Source organism: Spirulina subsalsa CS-330 (assembly GCF_028330765.1).
Classification (GTDB): Bacteria; Cyanobacteriota; Cyanobacteriia; order Cyanobacteriales; family Spirulinaceae; genus Spirulina; species Spirulina subsalsa_A.
The window spans coordinates 1-18,446 of sequence record NZ_JAQMTY010000244.1; the positions used below are offsets into that span (position 1 = coordinate 1).

The 18,446-nt window shown below is 52.7% G+C and carries 17 protein-coding genes; 11 read left to right on the top strand and 6 right to left on the bottom strand.

Annotated features, from left to right (window positions below; genetic code table 11):
- From PN477_RS16935 to PN477_RS16945, 3 genes are all read left to right on the top strand, one after another.
- Positions 1–675 (top strand): sensor histidine kinase (locus tag PN477_RS16935; protein ID WP_272147486.1); only part of this gene is annotated, 675 nt, incomplete at its 5' end.
- Between the two features lie 117 nt (positions 676–792).
- The gene (locus tag PN477_RS16940) at positions 793–2,928 is read left to right on the top strand and encodes a Piwi domain-containing protein (RefSeq protein WP_272116340.1); all 2,136 of its coding nucleotides are present in this window, start codon (positions 793–795) and stop codon (positions 2,926–2,928) included.
- A gap of 87 nt (positions 2,929–3,015) precedes the next feature.
- Positions 3,016–3,627, top strand: a complete 612-nt coding sequence (locus PN477_RS16945) for a CP12 domain-containing protein (RefSeq protein WP_417158842.1) — start codon at positions 3,016–3,018, stop codon at positions 3,625–3,627.
- Positions 3,628–4,349: 722 nt separating this feature from the next.
- Here the strand turns inward: PN477_RS16945 and PN477_RS16950 are convergent.
- Complete coding sequence (locus PN477_RS16950) at positions 4,350–4,931, bottom strand: (2Fe-2S) ferredoxin domain-containing protein (protein ID WP_272116335.1); 582 nt, start codon at positions 4,929–4,931, stop codon at positions 4,350–4,352.
- A gap of 408 nt (positions 4,932–5,339) precedes the next feature.
- Between PN477_RS16950 and prfB the strand changes: the two genes are divergently transcribed.
- The 4 genes from prfB to PN477_RS16970 all read left to right on the top strand — a co-directional run bounded on the left by prfB (position 5,340) and on the right by PN477_RS16970 (position 9,443).
- Positions 5,340–6,453 (top strand): peptide chain release factor 2 gene (gene prfB, locus PN477_RS16955; protein ID WP_334310553.1). Its coding sequence is split into 2 segments (ribosomal slippage): positions 5,340–5,411 and positions 5,413–6,453, totalling 1,113 coding nucleotides; the frame shifts between segments, so codons are not numbered across the junction.
- A gap of 476 nt (positions 6,454–6,929) precedes the next feature.
- Entirely contained in the window at positions 6,930–7,229 is a 300-nt protein-coding gene (locus PN477_RS16960) for a ferredoxin (protein WP_072620568.1), read from the top strand.
- Positions 7,230–7,438: 209 nt separating this feature from the next.
- Positions 7,439–8,665, top strand: coding sequence for a type IV pilus twitching motility protein PilT (locus PN477_RS16965; RefSeq protein WP_272116332.1), 1,227 nt, complete (start codon positions 7,439–7,441; stop codon positions 8,663–8,665).
- 4 nt (positions 8,666–8,669) lie between these two features.
- The gene (locus PN477_RS16970) at positions 8,670–9,443 is read left to right on the top strand and encodes a circadian clock KaiB family protein (RefSeq protein ID WP_272116330.1); all 774 of its coding nucleotides are present in this window, start codon (positions 8,670–8,672) and stop codon (positions 9,441–9,443) included.
- A gap of 35 nt (positions 9,444–9,478) precedes the next feature.
- Here PN477_RS16970 and fabF read toward each other — a convergent pair whose 3' ends face one another.
- Together fabF and acpP are read right to left on the bottom strand one after the other, a co-directional pair.
- Entirely contained in the window at positions 9,479–10,732 is a 1,254-nt protein-coding gene (fabF, locus tag PN477_RS16975) for a beta-ketoacyl-ACP synthase II (RefSeq protein WP_272116328.1), read from the bottom strand.
- Between the two features lie 116 nt (positions 10,733–10,848).
- Complete coding sequence (gene acpP, locus PN477_RS16980) at positions 10,849–11,097, bottom strand: acyl carrier protein (protein ID WP_272116326.1); 249 nt, start codon at positions 11,095–11,097, stop codon at positions 10,849–10,851.
- A 257-nt stretch (positions 11,098–11,354) separates the two neighbouring features.
- On the opposite strand from acpP, the gene PN477_RS16985 reads away from it, so the two are divergent.
- Positions 11,355–12,269, top strand: a complete 915-nt coding sequence (locus tag PN477_RS16985) for a CoB--CoM heterodisulfide reductase iron-sulfur subunit B family protein (protein ID WP_272116324.1) — start codon at positions 11,355–11,357, stop codon at positions 12,267–12,269.
- Here PN477_RS16985 and PN477_RS16990 read toward each other — a convergent pair.
- Positions 12,266–12,760 (bottom strand): GNAT family N-acetyltransferase, encoded by a 495-nt coding sequence (locus PN477_RS16990; protein WP_272116322.1) that lies wholly within the window; start codon positions 12,758–12,760, stop codon positions 12,266–12,268. The two genes, PN477_RS16985 and PN477_RS16990, sit on opposite strands and share 4 nt — an antisense overlap.
- A gap of 181 nt (positions 12,761–12,941) precedes the next feature.
- On the opposite strand from PN477_RS16990, the gene lepB reads away from it, so the two are divergent.
- Together lepB and PN477_RS17000 are read left to right on the top strand one after the other, a co-directional pair.
- Entirely contained in the window at positions 12,942–13,499 is a 558-nt protein-coding gene (lepB, locus tag PN477_RS16995) for a signal peptidase I (protein ID WP_272116320.1), read from the top strand.
- Positions 13,500–13,511: 12 nt separating this feature from the next.
- Positions 13,512–14,306, top strand: coding sequence for a potassium channel family protein (locus PN477_RS17000; RefSeq protein WP_272116318.1), 795 nt, complete (start codon positions 13,512–13,514; stop codon positions 14,304–14,306).
- Positions 14,307–14,454: 148 nt separating this feature from the next.
- On the opposite strand, the gene guaA is transcribed toward PN477_RS17000, so the two are convergent.
- Both guaA and cbiD read right to left on the bottom strand, forming a co-directional pair.
- Positions 14,455–16,074 carry a glutamine-hydrolyzing GMP synthase gene (gene guaA / locus PN477_RS17005; RefSeq protein ID WP_272116316.1) on the bottom strand — a complete coding sequence of 540 codons (1,620 nt, stop codon included), beginning with the start codon at positions 16,072–16,074 and terminating at the stop codon, positions 14,455–14,457.
- A 336-nt stretch (positions 16,075–16,410) separates the two neighbouring features.
- Positions 16,411–17,541, bottom strand: a complete 1,131-nt coding sequence (cbiD, locus tag PN477_RS17010) for a cobalt-precorrin-5B (C(1))-methyltransferase CbiD (protein WP_272116314.1) — start codon at positions 17,539–17,541, stop codon at positions 16,411–16,413.
- A 138-nt stretch (positions 17,542–17,679) separates the two neighbouring features.
- Here cbiD and PN477_RS17015 point away from each other — a divergent pair.
- On the top strand, positions 17,680–18,446 hold a 767-nt coding region (locus PN477_RS17015; protein ID WP_417158843.1), incomplete at its 3' end, for an Rpn family recombination-promoting nuclease/putative transposase.

Below are 18,446 nucleotides of genomic sequence, written 5' to 3' on the forward strand. Positions count from 1 at the left end.
CTCCAAGCCCTCACCCACGAAGTCCGCACCCCCCTCACCACAATTCGGATGCTGACCCGTTTGGTATTGAAAAAACAGCGCACCCTCGCTGATGACGTGGTGAAACGCCTCAAAAGTATTGACCAAGAATGCACCGATCAGATCAATCGGATGGAGCTAATTTTTCGGGCCACAGAATTAGAATCCCAAGTGGGCGATCGCGACCTCGGCCAACTGATCCCCATCTCCCTCCAACAGATCATCCAGCAGCACACCCCCCAATGGCAAAACCAAGCCCAACGCCGCAACATCACCCTTAACATCGTCCTCCCCGAACAACTGCCCACGATCATTAGCCACCCCGCCATGCTCGCCCAAGTCCTCACCGGCTTGATCGAACGCCTCACCCGCAGCCTCCCCACCGGCGAAAACATCGCCGTCCAAGTCACCACCGCCGGCGATCAACTCAAACTACAATTCCTCTCCCAAAACACCACCCTCTCCCACTCCCTCAAATCCCTGGGACAACTCCTCATGTTCCAGCCCGAAACCGGCTGCCTCAGCCTCAACCTCGATGTCACCAAAAACCTCTGCCACGCCATGGGCGGCAAACTCACCGTCCGCCAACGCCCCACCGCCGGCGAAGTTCTCACCATCTTCCTCCCCCTCACCAGCTACCGCTTGATTACACCGTAATCACTCACACCCTAGAACAGGCAAGGGGCTTAAGCCCCTTGTCGATAGCCGTAGGGGCTTGGGGGCGAGGGGTGGTGTACAATTTTTTTGTCCTATCTTCTATGTTGTCAATGTGTCATGACTACATCAATACTTTCAGCGGATTTCTTGCTCGTTGATGCGAGTAAAATCAAGACCCTCTACGCCTATCAGCTTGATGTGGGCGAAACAAGTCTGCAAGAGATTGGGCGAAAACTAAGTTATAGAATTGATCAGTTTTTTGATCAGCCTAAAATCTATTGGGCTTGGAGTTCACCGCTTCTAATCAGTAACGCGCAAAAAGCACCGGAGCAACTGCGTGAACTCCTGCGGCATTTGTGGACTCATCACTCCGAAGATTTTCGCGATCTTCGTTCAATTCAAATCATGCCGCTCGATCGCTTCACACCGCAACACCACGCTGATTATGCTCACGCCGTCATTCATAAACAGCGACGGCCTCAAATTTTGCAAATGCTCAAGACGGAAAATCGCGAGATGGGGAATGTTCGCATCGAGCGTCGTTACGATACCCGTGCTTGGGATATTCAAGGCCAGCCCGCTCTTTCGATCGCCGTGCGATCGAATGTGATTTTAACGGCGGGATTCGGCGCGATCGCAGCCAAACTAGACGACCCAGAGAGTCTGATCGGAACCTGGGCATTGGTGACCGCCCAAGACTTTAAAGGAAAAATCATTGGCATTGTTGGCCCATTGGCAGAGCACCGCGATCGCCTCTTCAATTCTTCCCGAAATGATCAGATCAAAACCCAAATCAAAGCCGCCCTTGATGATGACATTGTGGTCACACTACAAACATCATTCAAGAAGACGTATGATTATCCCCTCGCATGTCTGCAACCCAGCCTAGACATGGACACACTGACTAAATTCGACCTCGACACCTATCAAATTACCCAAGCTTGGCGGTTCTCTCCCGAAAATCGCCGTAAACTTGTCCGAAAAATTGCCGATCAAATTCGCCAAGATCAACCCTTGATCAACTCTGCTGATCATCCTCTCTTCTTCACCACTGCCGCATCCTTGCAAATCTCTAATCAAATTCGCGTCGGCAACAATCAAGCTTTTCCCTATATTGAACAGCAATTAATGAATCAGCTTAAACATCATGGCATCTATCAAAAAGCAGCTAAATTCAGTCACAATGGGGGTGAATTTGTGATTGGCGTCATCGATGCACGGCGCGATCGCAGGCCCACACGATTTAAACAAAAACTGATTGATCGCTTAACACCCATGGGGTTTAAACCTCGGTTTCTAGCACCACACATCGTCACCCAAATTTCACAGGTCACGCTCGAAACCGCAGTGAATACCGTCAAAGCGCAAAACCCCGATCTCATCTTAGGATTACTACCGCAAAAACGACCGGGGGATGGGTCTGTTTATGGGCGGTTGAAGCAGTTGACCGTGGGGGAGGATCTGCCCAGCCAGATGGTGTATGAACCCACGCTAGGGAAACCCTATGCTGAAAATAATGTGGTGCTGGGAATGTTGGCGAAAACGGGGAATACTTTATTTACCCTGGCGGAACCGTTGGAGTTTACGGATTATGTGGTGGGGTTGGATGTGGCGCGACAGGTGAAAGCGAATCAGCGGGGGTCAATGAATTGCACTGCGATCGCCCGCGTCTATCTCAACACCGGCCACCTCTTCGGGTATCGGATCAACGACGCGCCCATTCCTGGCGAAACCCTACCCCTGAACGTCCTCGAATCCCTCTTTCCCGCTGAACATTTTGCCGGCAAACGGGTGATCATTCATCGCGATGGACTCTTTCGGGGCGCAGAAAAACACCACCTCCAAACTATCGCCCACCACCTCGGCGCAACATTCTCCTTTGTCGAAGTCCGCAAAAGTGGCGCACCCCGTCTCTATCGCGAATTACCCAACCCCGACCCCCATCAACCCCGTTCTGTAGTGCAACCCCAAAAAGGCGACTGTCTCATCCTCAGCAACACCGCCGCCCTCATGGTGTCTAGCCTGCCGCCCTCCTCCGGTGTCACGCCCCAACCCCTGCACATTTGGTGCGATCCAGCCTTGGGCATTGAGCGGGCGATTCACTCCATTTTCGCCTTAACCTTACTGCACAACGGCTCCGTGAAATCCCCCCGCCTGCCCGTTTCCCTCCATTACAGCGATAAAATCGGCTCCCTCGCCTTAAAGGGAATCAAGCCCAAAAGCCTCGATGGAGTCCTACCCTTTTGGCTGTAAGGACGATTATTGCAAATTGTCTATTCTCCTTGCCCTTGTATGCCCCTAGCGCAAACAATAAAGAATGAAGAGTCGAGGGAAAAAATGATGAAAGCTTCTGAAATCATGACATCCGATGTCATCACGATTCGAGGCTCGGCAACAGTCGCTGACGCAGTGAAATTAATGCGGGACAAGAAGTTGCGAGCCTTGATTGTCGATCGCCGCACCGACGAAGATGCCTACGGCATTGTCACAGAAACCGATGTGGTATACAAAGTGACCGCCTACGGGAAAGATCCGAAAAATGTACGGGTGTTCGAGATCATGAACAAGCCCTGCATTGTGCTAAATCCGGATCTAGCGGTGGAATATGTGGCGCGTTTGTTCGCAAATACTGGCATCCGTCGGGCTCCGGTGATTAAGGACAAGCTATTGGGCATTGTTTCAATCACCGATATTCTGCAAAAAGGTGATTTTGTTGAAAAACCGAAGGAGTTGACGTTAGAGGCGGAAATTATTAGTGCGAGGGATAAGGCACGGGCAATTTGCGCCGAAAAAGGCCCCACCTCACCCGAATGCGCGGCAGCGTGGGACATCGTAGAGGAATTACAAGCGGAAGCCTCTCACCAACGTGCTCAAAAGCCGGAAAAAACGTATTTTGAGGAATACTGTGATGAGTATCCCGATGCGTTTGAAGCACGGATGTACGACACCTAGTATTACGGCACGTCTTAAAAGGTGGGTTACGGCGGATTGCTGGATTGCAGTGATAGCAAGAATATAAGCCGCCTAACCCACCCTACGATAAATTATCATTTTAGCTGTGTCATGGCGGTAGGGTGCTGTTAGCGAAGCGTAACGCACCGTCACCTTGAGCGTTGGACTAAAAATCCATATTCTGTAGTGCGGGCATCTTGCCCGTTGGGATCAGGCAAAATAGGGAGCAGGATGCTCCCACCCCATCAAAATCTTTTGTCCTGTACTCAGAAGATTCATCGGCCCAGACAAAAATTTCACCGCGCTCACTGGTTTAGTGCTGCGGGTGAATGGGATGGTTGGATTCAATTTTTGGTCTGCGTTGTCTCAATATAGAGAAGAAATGAAAGCACTTGGGAGTCTTTCCTTGTTTCGACCCCAAGTGCTTTTCTTCAACTTTACTCCTCACACTCATCTATTAGATTAATGATTAAATGAAACTTGTCAAGGGGTAAGGTGTATTTCTTGATGAGATTGCGTCAAATAACTCAGGGTTTTACGCTTAATTGCGGGCAATTTGGCGGCGGCCACGCGGCACTGAGTAGGGAAGATGATCCACGGTGCGGCGTTCGTCTGGGTTGATGGGCTTGCTGAGGATCACGGCGATGAGGCGCGATCCTCAGCGATCGCATCAGGTGAGCACCCATTCGCAGGGGATGCAGCGATTTCGGGGTTGATGGTTCTCACGCTTGGGGGTCAATGATCAAATGTTGCTCCACGAGGGTGGGAATATCATTCGGGCGCACGCGGCTATATTTGGCCCGCTCCGGCAACAGGATGACATGGGGGCCTTGTTTGCATTGGTTGAGGCAGCCGGTGCTTTTGATCGTGACGGTGTCGCTGAGGTTGCGATCGCTCAATTCCGCCGCCAACTGAGCGCAGACTTTGTCGGCCCCACGTTTACGACAACTGGATTTTTGACAAATGAGAATTTTGGCGGCTTCGGCCTTGGGTTGGGGCGGATTCAGGGGGGCGGCCACGAGTTCCGATTGCACCGCCCAAGGACTGAGGATAATGTGATCCGCTTTGAAGGTGAGGATGCCCGTTTTGCGCGATCGCCGCCGTTGGCCGTGAATCGTCACCCAATGACCCGGTTGAATCGTCGGATCAAGCCGATGGCGCAGGGTTTTCGGGACTTTAAACCAATAGTCGCGATCGTCAACCCCCACCCGCAGGGCTTTCAACTTCGCTCCATCCTGATAGAACAAGCTCTGTAATTGACCAGTGCAACGAATTGGAGTGGGTTTTGCTTTAGCGTAACTCATAAAAAATTGCGTAAACAGCAGGATGCGCAAGTCCCGAAGCCAGGCAAGTCAGCACCCTAGGGCTGCCGGAATCGCTCCGTTAGGGTTTTGGATTTTGCGCTTGTCTGCCAGTATAGACAGAAAATTCATTAATGAGAATACTTTTCAATAAAAATATCTCAAGTTCACCATGACTGCCCCCGATGGCTTCATCTCCGCCTTGAACTCAATGCTTACGGGAACGAGCGATCGCGCCTGGGGGGGAATGCGTCAGGCTGAGGGCTAATTTTATTGAGAATAGTTAGATATAGTCCGCCAGCGTTGAACTGCCCACCGCCGGCCCCAGCATCGGCGGCGGCAGGATCGAGAAGAGCGGGACGGATGAGCGATATGATGGAGGGCGGAATTCGTGACGCGAACGTAGCCATGATGGAATTAACCGACTTAAAACGGGGAGTGACGGTGTTAACTGATCGCCTGGGCAAAGCTCAGGACTATCTTTGACCTCCCTCAACTCAATGCCCAAATTCACGATCTAGAACAACAAGCCGCCCAGCCTGAACTGTGGGATGATCCGGCAGCGGCGCAACGCATCATGCAGACCCTCAATGATGTGAAGTCCAGTGTGGCGCAGTATCGCAGTTGGGAGTCGCAGCTTGAGGATGTGGGGGCGATCGTTGAACTGTTGGAAGTGGAAACCGATGATAGTCTTTGGCAAGAAGCGCACCAGACCATTGAACATCTGCAACAGACCCTCGATAAATGGGAGCTTCAGCAACTCTTGGCCGGCGAGTACGATACCGAGGGGGCTGTGCTGACGATCAATGCGGGGGCAGGGGGCACGGATGCCCAGGATTGGGCGGAAATGTTGCTGCGGATGTATACCCGCTGGGGGGAGCAGCAGGGGTATCAGGTTTATTTGGCGGAGATTTCCGAGGGGGATGAGGCGGGGATCAAGTCTGCGACGCTGGAAATTTTGGGTCGCTATGCCTATGGATATCTGCGGGGGGAAAAGGGAACCCATCGCCTGGTGCGGATTTCGCCGTTTAATGCCAATGGCAAACGCCAGACGAGTTTTGCGGGGGTGGAGGTGATGCCAGCGTTGGATGAGTCTAAAATTACCCTGGATATTCCCGATAAGGATCTCGAAATTACGACATCGCGATCGGGGGGGAAGGGGGGCCAAAACGTGAATAAGGTGGAAACGGCGGTGCGGATTCTCCATGTGCCGACGGGGTTAGCGGTGCGCTGCACCCAGGAGCGATCGCAACTCCAAAACAAAGACAAAGCCATGGCCCTCCTAAAAGCCAAACTTTTGGTAATTGCCCAAGAACAACGCGCCCAAGAGATCGCCGAAATTCGCGGCGACATGGTCGACGCGGCCTGGGGCAACCAGATCCGTAACTATGTGTTTCACCCCTATCAGATGGTGAAGGATCTCCGCACCAATACGGAAACCACGGCGATCAGTGATGTGATGGATGGGGCGTTGGATGAGTTTATTGAATCCTACCTGCGCCTTGATTCTGGCATTGTGGGCTAAGGGGTAGGGGGGGCGATGGGGGGGGTGATGCGATCGCTCCCCCATCGCCCCACCCAGTATCCAGCCATCTCATGGTTGAAAAATGCCGCCTTTCACCATACCGGTTGGATGAACCCAAAACACCAAGGCAGCGGTGGCCAGCGAGCTTTCTCTTTCACTATATGATCGTGACTGAAGCATAAACTTAGATTATATCAAATCTTTTCCTATTCTTGAGGATAATACAAGCGAAAAAAATGCTAGAATCTTTATCCCACAATACTTATTTAAATTTCTTAGCTCCCCATATTGCCAAAAATTCCTAAAAGCGAACATAAATTAAATTTATGTTACGAGGGCTTAAGACTTTCATTGCTAATGCTGACTATACCGGATCGAGATTTTCCCGTACTATCAGACATAGAAACTTACACCAGCCTTTAAGGATTTAAGTTTCGTGAAGGCTGTCATTCATAACAGAGAGGAGTTCCCTACCTATGGCGACTTACAAAGTTACGTTGAAATGTGAAGCAGAAGGACTGGACACCACCATTGAAGTCCCTGATGACGAATATATCCTTGATATTGCTGAAGAACAAGGTCTCGACCTCCCCTACTCCTGCCGTGCTGGTGCTTGTTCCACCTGTGCAGGTAAATTGGTTTCCGGCACCATAGACCAATCGGATCAATCCTTCTTGGATGATGACCAAATCGCTGCTGGTTTCGTGCTGACCTGTGTTGCCTATCCGAAGTCAGATTGTGTGATTGAAACCCACCAAGAAGAGGCCCTCTACTAAGATCAGGGTCGATTCCCATCGGTTCATTAATCCTAAACAGCCATCAGACCCTGTTTGATGGCTGTTTTTATCGTTCAATCCCTGGGCTTCATGGGGTGCAGCGATGATTGTGCCAGGGCGATCGCAGTTCCTGCGGCGGATCGCTCGGAAGCATCAAATCTCCTTTAAGATGGGAAAAAGAGCGAAGTTCCTCATTGTAGCGGTGACCTATGACACAATCTCAACAACGTCCTCCGGCTCCCCCTCAACGTCCCCCCGCCCCACCGCCGGGACAACGCCGCCGCCCTGCCGCTGGACCCGGTGCAGCCCCGCCCCCAGGTATGCCGCCCCGATCGCAACCCGCCCAAGCCAAAGCCAAACCCCAGCGATCGCCAGGGCATCCCGCCTGTGGTGACATCATTAATCTTGCCAATAAAGAAGGGTATTCCGATATTCACCTGGGGGTGGGAGAACAGCCACGGGTGCGCGATCGCGGTGAAATGGAAAAACTAGACTTTCCCGTCACCGACGAACCCACCTTTTGGAGTTGGATGCATGAAATCTGCTCCGAACAGGAAATTCAACAGTTCAAAGACACCAAAGAACTCGACACCGCCAAACAATACGACTTTGCCAGGGTGCGGATCAACGTCTTTGACTCCCTCACGGGGCCTGCGATCGTCATGCGCTTAATCCCCCTCACCATCATGACGATGGAGCAACTCCGCCTGCCGCCCGTGTTTCGCGACATCTCCGATTCCCACAAAGGCCTCGTTCTCGTCACCGGCCCCACCGGTTCCGGGAAATCCACCACCATGGCCGCGATGATCGACTATATCAACAAAGAACATTCCAAACACATCATCACCATTGAAGATCCCGTTGAATTCGTCCACAGCAGCAAAAAATCCCTGATTAAACACCGCGAAGTCGGAACCCATACCCTACTGTTTGACAATGCCCTCAAAGCCGCGTTACGGGAAGATCCGGACTTAATTCTCGTCGGGGAAATGCGGGACAAAGGCACCGTCAACACCGCCCTCAAAGCCGCTCAAACCGGTCACTTGGTGATGGGAACCCTGCACACCAACAGCGCCGTTAAAACCATTGAGCGGATTTTGAACCTCTACACCGCAGAAGAACAGCATGCCATGCGGATTGCTCTGTCTGAATCCTTAGTGGCCATCATTGCCCAAGGTTTATGTCGAACCACTGACGGCAAACGCGCCGCCTTTCATGACATCTTGGTCAATACGGAAACGATGAAAGAATACATCTCCAAAGGGCAGTATGAAGATATGCATGAACTCATGATCCAAAGTGAATATGACGGCATGCTCACGATGAACCAAGCCCTGTACGCACTCTATGAAGAGGGGCGCATTACCGAGGAAACTGCCTTGGAAAAATCCCCCACTCCCAACGAAATGGCTCAAATGCTGCGAGGCCGGCTCTAGACCGATGGACACGACACGAGTCATGCCAGAACAATTTAAAGGGATTGTTCTGTTCACCCCTGCCGGCGATTTGATCTATACCATTGATGAAACGAAGCAACGACGATGGCATAGTCATTTATGCGCCGCGTTACAAGAGTTATTGGGGTTAACGGCTCCGCCTCATTTTCTTGTCCCGTTTTATACGGCTACGGTGGATCGCTGGTGGGATACTCAGTTGCAATGTCTACGCACGGTGGCGGAGGTGTATCCGTTCGTGGAGCGATATCAGGCCTTGCTGAATACGATTTTTCAAACCCCGGATCTACGCTGGGATGTGATGCCAGTCCAGCAAGAGGGGGCTAATCCTCAAATCATCGCCAGCTATCGGGATCACTTTTCTCCTCTTTGGGAAGAGCATAATCTGATTGTGTCCTATGATCAGTGGCAAGACCATGACTACCATGATGATGTTGTTGCAATGCCCCCAAAGCCTGATTCACCCACTTCGCCGTTAATCCAAAACTATGTGTTGCGGCTGTTTGTCTCAGGGGATAACACGCTGACGGAGCGAACATTGCACCAACTGCATGAACTGCTAGAGGAAAATTTATCGGCACCCTATACCCTGAAGGTGATTGATATTTTCAAGCACCCTGATTTGGCGGAGATGGATCATATTTCGGCGACTCCGACGCTGATTCGGGTTTGGCCGCTGCCGGTGCGGCGGATTGTGGGGGAGTTTACCGATCCGCAGCGGTTGCTCCAGGTTTTGACGGCCACGCCCCGGAAGGGCTGAGGGATGGACGAGCGATCGCCGCCGCAGATGGATCGTTAGGCTTGGTATTTCCGGAACGCGAGGGTGGCATTGTGACCGCCAAATCCAAAGGAGTTCGAGAGCACGACCTCCACCGGGTATTCTCGGCTGCCATCGGCAACATAGTCTAAATCACAGTCGGGGTCGGGGTCGGTGAGGTTGATCGTGGGGGGAACGCGATCGTGAGCGATCGCCATCACCGCCGCCACCGCTTCAATCCCACCGGAACCGCCCAACAGATGCCCCGTCATCGACTTCGTGGAACTGACAAGGATATTGTTCGCATGGGCCCCTAACGCTTTCTTAATGGCTCGCGTTTCGGTCACATCATTGGCGGGGGTACTGGTGCCGTGGGCGTTTACATAGCTCACCTGCTCAGGTTCAATCCCAGCATCTTTCATGGCCAACTCGATCGCACGAGTCGCACCATAGCCATCCGGAACCGGCGAGGTCATGTGGTAAGCATCACAGGTCATCCCATACCCCACAATCTCAGCGTAGATCTGTGCTCCTCGTGCTTGGGCATGGTCGAGTTCTTCTAAAATCAAAATTCCAGCCCCTTCGCCCATCACAAACCCATCACGACCGCGATCAAAGGGACGGCAGGCATGGGCGGGATCATCATTGCGCGTGGAGAGGGCTTTCGCAGACGCAAAGCCAGCAAAGGAAAGGGGGGTGATTGCCGCTTCAGTCCCCCCGCAGATCATGGCTTTTGCGTAGCCGCCCTGCACCATCCGAAAGGCATCCCCAATCGCGTGCGTTCCAGCGGCGCAGGCCGTGACCACACAGGAATTTGGGCCTTTTGCGCCGGTATGAATCGCCGTTAAGCCAGCGGCCATGTTAGCAATCATCGTGGGGATCATAAAGGGGCTACAGCGGGATGGCCCCTTCGTGAGCAACACTTCCTGTTGATCTTCCATGACCTTGAGTCCGCCAATCCCCGTGCCAATCAAAACACCAATGTGATCTGCATTCAACTCGTCAATGACCAGTTGAGCATCCGCGATCGCCTGCTGACTGGCACAAACCCCAAACTGAGCAAAACGATCCATCCGCTTGGCATCTTTGCGATCGAGATAGTGGTGAGGATCAAACCCCTTGACTTCACCGGCAATCTGGCAAGCGTGGCGTGAGGCATCAAACCCGGTAATCGTGTCAATGCCATTGCGGCCAGCCATTAATCCACCCCAATAATCAGACAGGGTATTACCAATCGGTGTAATTGCGCCAAGTCCAGTGATGACGACTCGTTTGCGTTGGAAGTTTGTCATGGTTTTCAATCGCTAAAGGGGGGGATTAAGCCCAGCATTGCCTGAAGTTCAGGTCACTGTTACCCGGGGTCAAAAGAGGCAAGATCGCAAGGGGGATCGATAACGCCGTTCAGCCGTTAGGCCGATGCAGCAGCCGCCGCAATATGCTCGACGGCCTTGCCGACGGTGTCAATTTGTTCAGCCACATCGTCGGGAATTTCAACGTCAAATTCTTCTTCTAGCGCCATCACCAATTCAACAGTGTCGAGGGAATCTGCACCGAGATCATCTGTGAATTTTGATTCCGCTCGCACTGTATCTTCGTCAACTTCTAGTTGCTCAACGACAACTTTTATGACTCTGCTAAAAATTTCGTCATTAGCCATTTATGCTACCTCTATGTTTTTAAACAGGCTGGTATTTGAGTCCAGTGGAATGCTGATTTACAGCATCCTCTATGATATCGGAAAGCGGCCCCTCTTTTGCAAAGCAGCGAGTGTGATCTGAACCCCCACAGTTACTCCGCAATTATTAAGGAATTTCAATAGTTTACCACCTGACGGGGAGGGGTGCGAGATGATGAGGGGGGATTACTCCTAACTACTGATCTTGGGTCAGTAGCGCTGTTTCACGACGAATCACTATGCCTGCTTTGCCGCTTCGTTATGCCTATTTTCCCGGTTGTGTCGCTCAGGGAGCTTGCCGCGAACTGTATCAATCCACGGCTGCGGTGACTGCGGCGTTGGGCATTGAGCTGTTGGAGTTAAAAAAGGCGGCTTGTTGCGGTTCCGGAACCTATAAAGAGGACTCCCAACTGTTGGAGGATACGGTGAATGCCCGTAATATTGCCTTGGCTGAGACCTTGAATTTGCCGCTGTTGACCCATTGCAGCACCTGTCAGGGGGTGATTGGCCATGTGGATGAACGGCTGAAGGCGGCCCAAGAGGATGATCCGGCTTATTTAGAACAGGTGAATCAGTTTTTGACGCAGGAAGGGTGTTCGCCCTATCGCGGCACGAGTGAGGTGAAGCATTTGTTGTGGGTGTTGGTGGGGGATTATGGTCTGGAGGCGTTGCGGGCGCGGGTGGTGCGATCGCTCTCCGGGCTGCGCTGTGGTGCGTTCTATGGTTGTTATTTGCTGCGCCCCTTGAGCACCCTGCCCTACGATGATCCCGTTGCGCCCCAGTCGCTCGAATCGGTGATTGAAGCGGTGGGGGCGACGGCGGTGGACTATCCAGGGCGGACGCAATGCTGCGGCTGGCCGATTTCGAGCTATGCCACGGAGACCTCGTTTAAGATGGCGGGGAAACATTTACAATCAGCGATCGCGGCTGGGATGGATTGCCTCGTCACCCCTTGCCCCCTGTGCCATCTCAATTTGGAATCCCGGCAACCGGAAATTGAAAAGGTGATCGGCACATCCCTTAACCTGCCGGTGCTGCACCTGCCGCAATTGGTGGGGCTGGCTCTGGGGTTAGATCCGGCGGTGCTGGGGTTAGAGCGTCATGTGGTGTCGCTGCAACCGGTGTTAGCAAAATTGCGACTCGCAGCGGCCTAGGGAATGAGGCGGCGACCAAGGATGATCAGATCGCGATCGCACCCATCCAACTGCGCCACGCGGGGCAAATACCCCCATTCTCGAAACTGAAACCGCTCCAACAACCGCAAACTCGGCCCATTGTGGGCAAACACAAACCCCAGTAACGTCTGAATCCCTAACCTTGGCCATTCCCGCAGGCCATGGTTGAGGAGTTGGGTTCCAATCCCCTGCCGTTGGTGGGTCGGGGCAATGTAGAGGCTCAATTCCACCGTGGCAGCATAGGCGGGGCGACCGTAAAACGCCTGCACACTCAGCCATCCCCCCACCTGATCCTGAGCATCACACCACACCCACAGAGGATAGCGATCGGGCCGATGTTCGGCAAACCAATCTTCCCGACTGGCCACCGTGATCGGTTCCGTGTCGGCGGTGACTTGACGACTGGGGATCGTGGCGTTGTAAATCTCGACGATCGCAGGCAGATCGGCAGGAACGGCAAGACGAATCATGAACAGTGTTTCGGACTGACGGGAGGTGTGAGTTTAGAATAGCGCAATTGTGAAGCGTGGTTTTGCCCGAATCGAGCAGGCAATTTTGATGAGATTTGCCACAATGGGAACTAGAAAAACGTCCATGTTACAGTGTTTGTCTGCCTGCGTTGCATTACGCTTGTCCTGCCGCTAAACCTCAATGTCGAAGAAACCAACAAATATTTGGGTTGAAAGTGCCAGTGTGATTGGGTTGAGCCTCTTTTTCTCCCTGGTCATCCGTACCTTTATTGCTGAGGCCCGTTACATTCCCTCAGAATCGATGCTGCCGACCCTCGAAGTGGGCGATCGCCTCATGATCGAAAAATTATCCTATCGGTTTCATGATCCGCGTCGGGGTGAGATTATCGTCTTCTACCCCCCGGATACGGCGGTGAAATGCGATCCCCTTCGGCCCCAAGCCGTCCCCATTCGGGATGCCTACATCAAACGCATTGTGGGCTTACCCGGCGACACCGTGGAAGTCCGCAACAGCCAAGTCTATATCAACGGCGACCCCCTCGATGAGGACTATATCAACGCCGAGCCGGACTATGTCTATGGCCCCGTGACCGTGGAGCCGGATAGTTATCTCGTGCTCGGCGATAACCGGAATGCGTCCTGTGATTCCCATGTGTGGGGGGCCGTGCCGGAAGAGAATATTATTGGCCGCGCCGCTGTGCGCTTTTTCCCGTTTAACCGTATGGGTACTGATTTTTAATGGGGTAGGGCTATGGTGCATCCGGAACAGTCTGATCGCTTCACGGGTGTGAACGAACCGAACCATCCAGGCTTTGTCGATGCGATCGCATCGGCCATTGCCGATCGCCTCACACCCACGGATTCCCACGATCTCGAAGTGGTCGCCGTCGCTAGCTATCCCCACTATGCGGGACTGATCCAAGCCCGGAAGCTGGTGAGCATTGGGACGGGGCTATTTTTGGTCTATGCGATCGCCAATAGTTTCACCCCCCTTTGGCCCCCGGCCATTGAATTCCCCCTCCGCTTCACCGTCGCCCTCTGTGTCATTGCCAGCGGCTTAGGCTTGATCATCACCCTCATCGTCGAACTCTTCCAAGGCGCAGGCTGTGATCAAGAAATTCAACTGCGCGACCAGGGGCAAATCATCCGCGAATATAATTTCATCCCGTCGTTAAACCAGTTCACCGTTGTCCTGCTCCTCCTCGCCCTGGGATTATTAACGATCATTTTTGGTTTTGCCAATTTTTACAGTGAACTCGTCCGTCAAGATCCGAACCATTTCCAAGGGCTTGAAGCCGGGTTTCTCGCGATTTATTTTTCCTTAGTCACGTTTTCCACCGTGGGCTATGGCGATATTCACCCCGTGTCGGTGGTGGCTCGCTTGGCGGCTGTGGGGGAAATTTTCACCGCCATGTTTTTTAGCCTCGTGGTCATTTCCACAACCCTATCCTGGGCGATTGCCCATAAGCGTCAAGAGCATGACTTGGCGATTAAACAGCGAATTCGCGATCGCACCATCAAACCCTCGCGCCCCGTTGCCCCCTAAATCATGCCCTCACCCCAAACCCCTCTCCCATGGGGCGAGGGGCTTCTCATTTGTACGTGATGCTTCCTGAACAAGCGGTAAATTTCAGTGAAGACAGTTTCAGCACAGTGAAAGTCTCCACTGGTCTTGTCCTATCGGGGCATTGAACCTATTCCCATTCGATGGTTCCCGGCGGTTTCGAGGTGATGTCATAGACCACCCGATTCACCCCCTTCACCTCATTCACAATCCGGTTAGAAATGATTTCGAGGAGTTCGTAGGGAACCCGCGACCAATCCGCCGTCATGCCATCTTCACTAGACACAAACCGCAGCACCACCGGATGGGCATAGGTGCGTTGATCCCCCATTACCCCGACGCTACGAATCGGCAGCAACACCGCAAAGGCTTGCCAATAGTCGTGATAGACCCCTTGCTTGCTGATTTCATCGCGAATCACAAAATCCGCATCCCGCAGAATGTTCAAGCGTTCGGCGGTCACTTCACCGATGATCCGAATCGCTAAACCGGGGCCGGGGAAGGGATGACGGCGGACAATTTCTTCGGGGAGACCGATCGCCCGGGCCACATTGCGCACTTCGTCTTTAAAGAGTTTGCGCAGGGGTTCGATGAGTTTAAATTGCAAATCTTGGGGCAGGCCGCCAACGTTGTGATGGCTTTTGATTTTGACGGCGACGCGCTCCCCGGTTTTAGGGTCTACATTGGTGTCGGCGGATTCGATCACGTCGGGGTAGAGCGTGCCTTGGGCGAGGTAATCAAAGGGGCCGTGTTTTCTCGATTCTTCTTCAAAAACATGGATGAATTCATGGCCAATCAGACGGCGTTTTTCTTCGGGATCGGTCACGCCTTTTAACTGGGCGAGGAAGCGATCGCGAGCATGAACATAGACCACCTCAATATGAAACTGCTCATTGAAAATCTTCATCAACCGTTCCGGCTCACCTTTGCGCATGAAGCCTTGGTCAATGAACATACAGGTGAGTTGATCCCCGATCGCCTCATGGAGCAAAAACGCCAAGGTAGACGAATCTACCCCACCGGAGAGGGCAAGGAGCACACGGCGATCGCCCACCCGTGCCCGAATTTCTCGGATCGCCTCTTCGACGAAGGTTTCCATCGTCCAAGTCGGGTCACAATTGCAAATGTGATAGACAAAATTGCGAATCAACGCGATCCCATCGACAGAATGCACTACTTCCGGGTGAAATTGCACGCCGTAGAGATGGCGGCTGTGGTGAGCGATCGCAGCGCAGGCCGTATTGTCCGTATGGGCCAGCACCTCAAACCCTTCCGGCAGCGTCGAACAGGAATCCCCATGGCTCATCCACATCGTCGAACCATCGGTAACATTGGTGAGCAGATCGGTGGGATCATCAATCATCAAGGCGGCTTTGCCATATTCGGCTTGCTTGGCCCGTTCCACCTTGCCGCCCAACTGTTTCACCATTAACTGCATCCCATAGCACACCCCCAAGATGGGAATATCCAGATCCCAAATTTCTGAGTCACATTCGGGGGCATAGTCGTCATAGACCGAACTGGGGCCACCGGAAAGGATAATCCCTTTGGGGTTGAGTTGTCGCAGTTGTTCAGCGGTGGTGCGGTAGGATAGCACTTCCGAATACACTTGGGTTTCGCGAATTCGGCGGGCGATCAGTTCTGAATATTGGGAACCAAAGTCCAGGATGGCGATCATCTGGCGATTGACCGTCTGGGCGGCATCGGATTTGAGGGCTTCTATCGCTAGGGGTTGAGGGGATGTCGTCATTGCGGTCTCGGTAGAGTCAAAACGGTTAAAAGGGTGAAGTGGCGATCGCTCCATGACACCTGATCCAGATGTCTGGCATGGCATCGCAGCGGTTCGCACCGGTAAAGATGAAGTACGAATGTTAACGTCAGACGAGACAGGCTAGGCGAATTCGTGACAGAGATGAGTTTGAGGATAGGCTGGTTTGTTTAAAAATCACCATCAGCAGGACGCGAGATGGTGGGGCGTTGAAGATCGGAGGAATAGGTTTCCGTCGATGCTCCTCAGCAAATAAAGCGACGGTAAAATCACGGAATGAGCCGCGATCGCACCTTGCATCTAAAAGTTTAGATAGATTTATTTATGGATATCAGGGTAGCACACCTCGGTCAGGATAGCTGTGCCAGTTGGACTCTGGGCGATGATGTGGCGATCGCGATCAAAGAGGATTGAACCGATGGCGGGGGTGCGATCGCCATGTTTCTGAATATACGCGATCGTCCGCGCATCCACCGCCGCCGCGATCGACCCATAGACCCGATTCACCCAATCACTCCCCAGGGCCTGATCCACCTGCCGCAAGCGCTGCAACGCCGCTTCCGTCGTCGCACTGGCGAACAGTTCCCGCAACAATTCCCCCCCCACCCCCACCTGGGCACAATGGGCCGTGAAAATTTCTAAACGCCCATCGGCGAGGTGATGATGGGTATGGAAAATGCCCCCCGCCAGTTTGATTAACTTGCCGTGATAGCCAAAAAGCAGCAAGGATTTTAGCCCCACTGCGGCGGCGGTCACCAGCATCGGGCCCAGCCAATTGGCGGTTTTAATCTGCTGCTCCGGATTAACCCCCAGGGTGCGGGCTAAATCTAGACCGTTTTCGCCGATGCAAAACACAAGGGTGTCAAATTGAGCCGCCTTGGCGATCAGGGTGTCTTGGTAGGCGGTGAGTTGACCCGGTGCGCTCAGGGGTTGACTGATCCCCGTTGTGCCGAGGAGCGAAAGGCCCTCAATCACCCCAAAGGCAGCGTTAGAGGTGCGCTCGGCTAACCGGCGGCCCGTGGGGAGGATCAGTTGCACGGTGATTCGTTGGCCTTGGAGGTGGGGGGTGAGGGCAGCGGTGATCAGACGATGGGCGTAGGCGTAGATGGCGGGGCTGCGATCACTCCGTCTCCCCACCCCTTCCCCAGCGAGGATCGTGATCGGTTCGGGGGCGTTAGGGGTGAGAGATGCGATCGCCCAGATCGCCATATCACGAGTGAGGTCAAGATTATCCCCCGGATCACTGCGAGTGATGGCGAGGACTTGATCCGGTGCGATCGGCGCGATCTGTTCAATGGGAATGCTGACCCGTTGGGGCGGTTCGAGCAAATCCAGTTCCACCTGTTCAATCGGGGTTCTGTTTGGCAAGGCCTGCAACTGTTGCACCGCAGCCAGGGCCGCCGCCGCCGCAAACACGGGTAAGGTATAGCCAGCACGGGGATCACTCATCAAAATCAAAGCGTCCAATTCGCAGGACGGGTTCAGTGTGGTTTACCTAGACAGCGTACCAAGCAGCGGGGCCTCGATCCCCTCCCCTAACCCTGCGATATGATCACGATAACCCCGCGAATCTGCCCCGGTTCAGTTATGCCACATCCCCCCGTTAAATACATCAACCCCTTCACCGACTACGGTTTTAAACGCCTTTTTGGGGAAGAACCCAATAAAGATTTACTGTTAGATTTTTTAAACGAACTACTCAAAGAAGAACAAGGCAAAATTTGCTCAATCAACTATATCAAAAATGAGCAAGTTGGATCGTTAGAGTTAGATCGCCGTGCTATTTTTGACCTGTATTGCGAAAATGAAGCGGGCGAAAAGTTCATTGTTGAACTCCAGAAAAGTAAGCAAAAGTTTTTTAAAGATCGTGCTCTCTATTATTCGACGTTTCCGATTCGCGACCAAGCCCCAAAAAATGAATGGAACTATCAACTCACGGCTGTTTACTTGGTGGCCATCTTAGATTTTGTCTTTGACGATGATAAAAATGATCCTGATAAATATCGCTATAACATCAAGCTCACCGATACTGAAACATGCAAGGTCTTTTACGATAAGCTGACGTTTATCTACCTGGAAATACCGAAGTTCACAAAAACGATTGAACAGCTAGAAACTCGCTTTGATAAATGGCTTTATATTTTACGACATTTACCGGAGATCCAAGATATTCCCGAACCCTTACAGGAGGAAGTTTTCACGAAGCTTTTTGAGACGGCAGCGATCGCAAAATTTACCCGTGAACAATTACGAGTCTATGAAGACAGCCTCAAATACTACCGTGATTTAAAGAATTCGATGGACACAGCCCGCGAAGAAGGGCGTGAAGAAGGGCGTGAAGAAGGGCGTGAAGA

Bases quoted from the DNA above. Each gene is read 5' to 3' on its own strand.
- PN477_RS16940 (WP_272116340.1), top strand. From the start codon at position 793: ATGACTACATCAATACTTTCAGCGGATTTCTTGCTCGTTGATGCGAGT.
- PN477_RS16945 (WP_417158842.1), top strand. From the start codon at position 3,016: ATGAAAGCTTCTGAAATCATGACATCCGATGTCATCACGATTCGAGGC.
- PN477_RS16950 (WP_272116335.1), bottom strand. From the start codon at position 4,931: ATGAGTTACGCTAAAGCAAAACCCACTCCAATTCGTTGCACTGGTCAA.
- PN477_RS16960 (WP_072620568.1), top strand. From the start codon at position 6,930: ATGGCGACTTACAAAGTTACGTTGAAATGTGAAGCAGAAGGACTGGAC.
- PN477_RS16965 (WP_272116332.1), top strand. From the start codon at position 7,439: ATGACACAATCTCAACAACGTCCTCCGGCTCCCCCTCAACGTCCCCCC.
- PN477_RS16970 (WP_272116330.1), top strand. From the start codon at position 8,670: ATGGACACGACACGAGTCATGCCAGAACAATTTAAAGGGATTGTTCTG.
- fabF (WP_272116328.1), bottom strand. From the start codon at position 10,732: ATGACAAACTTCCAACGCAAACGAGTCGTCATCACTGGACTTGGCGCA.
- acpP (WP_272116326.1), bottom strand. From the start codon at position 11,097: ATGGCTAATGACGAAATTTTTAGCAGAGTCATAAAAGTTGTCGTTGAG.
- PN477_RS16985 (WP_272116324.1), top strand. From the start codon at position 11,355: ATGCCTGCTTTGCCGCTTCGTTATGCCTATTTTCCCGGTTGTGTCGCT.
- PN477_RS16990 (WP_272116322.1), bottom strand. From the start codon at position 12,760: ATGATTCGTCTTGCCGTTCCTGCCGATCTGCCTGCGATCGTCGAGATT.
- lepB (WP_272116320.1), top strand. From the start codon at position 12,942: ATGTCGAAGAAACCAACAAATATTTGGGTTGAAAGTGCCAGTGTGATT.
- PN477_RS17000 (WP_272116318.1), top strand. From the start codon at position 13,512: ATGGTGCATCCGGAACAGTCTGATCGCTTCACGGGTGTGAACGAACCG.
- guaA (WP_272116316.1), bottom strand. From the start codon at position 16,074: ATGACGACATCCCCTCAACCCCTAGCGATAGAAGCCCTCAAATCCGAT.
- cbiD (WP_272116314.1), bottom strand. From the start codon at position 17,541: ATGAGTGATCCCCGTGCTGGCTATACCTTACCCGTGTTTGCGGCGGCG.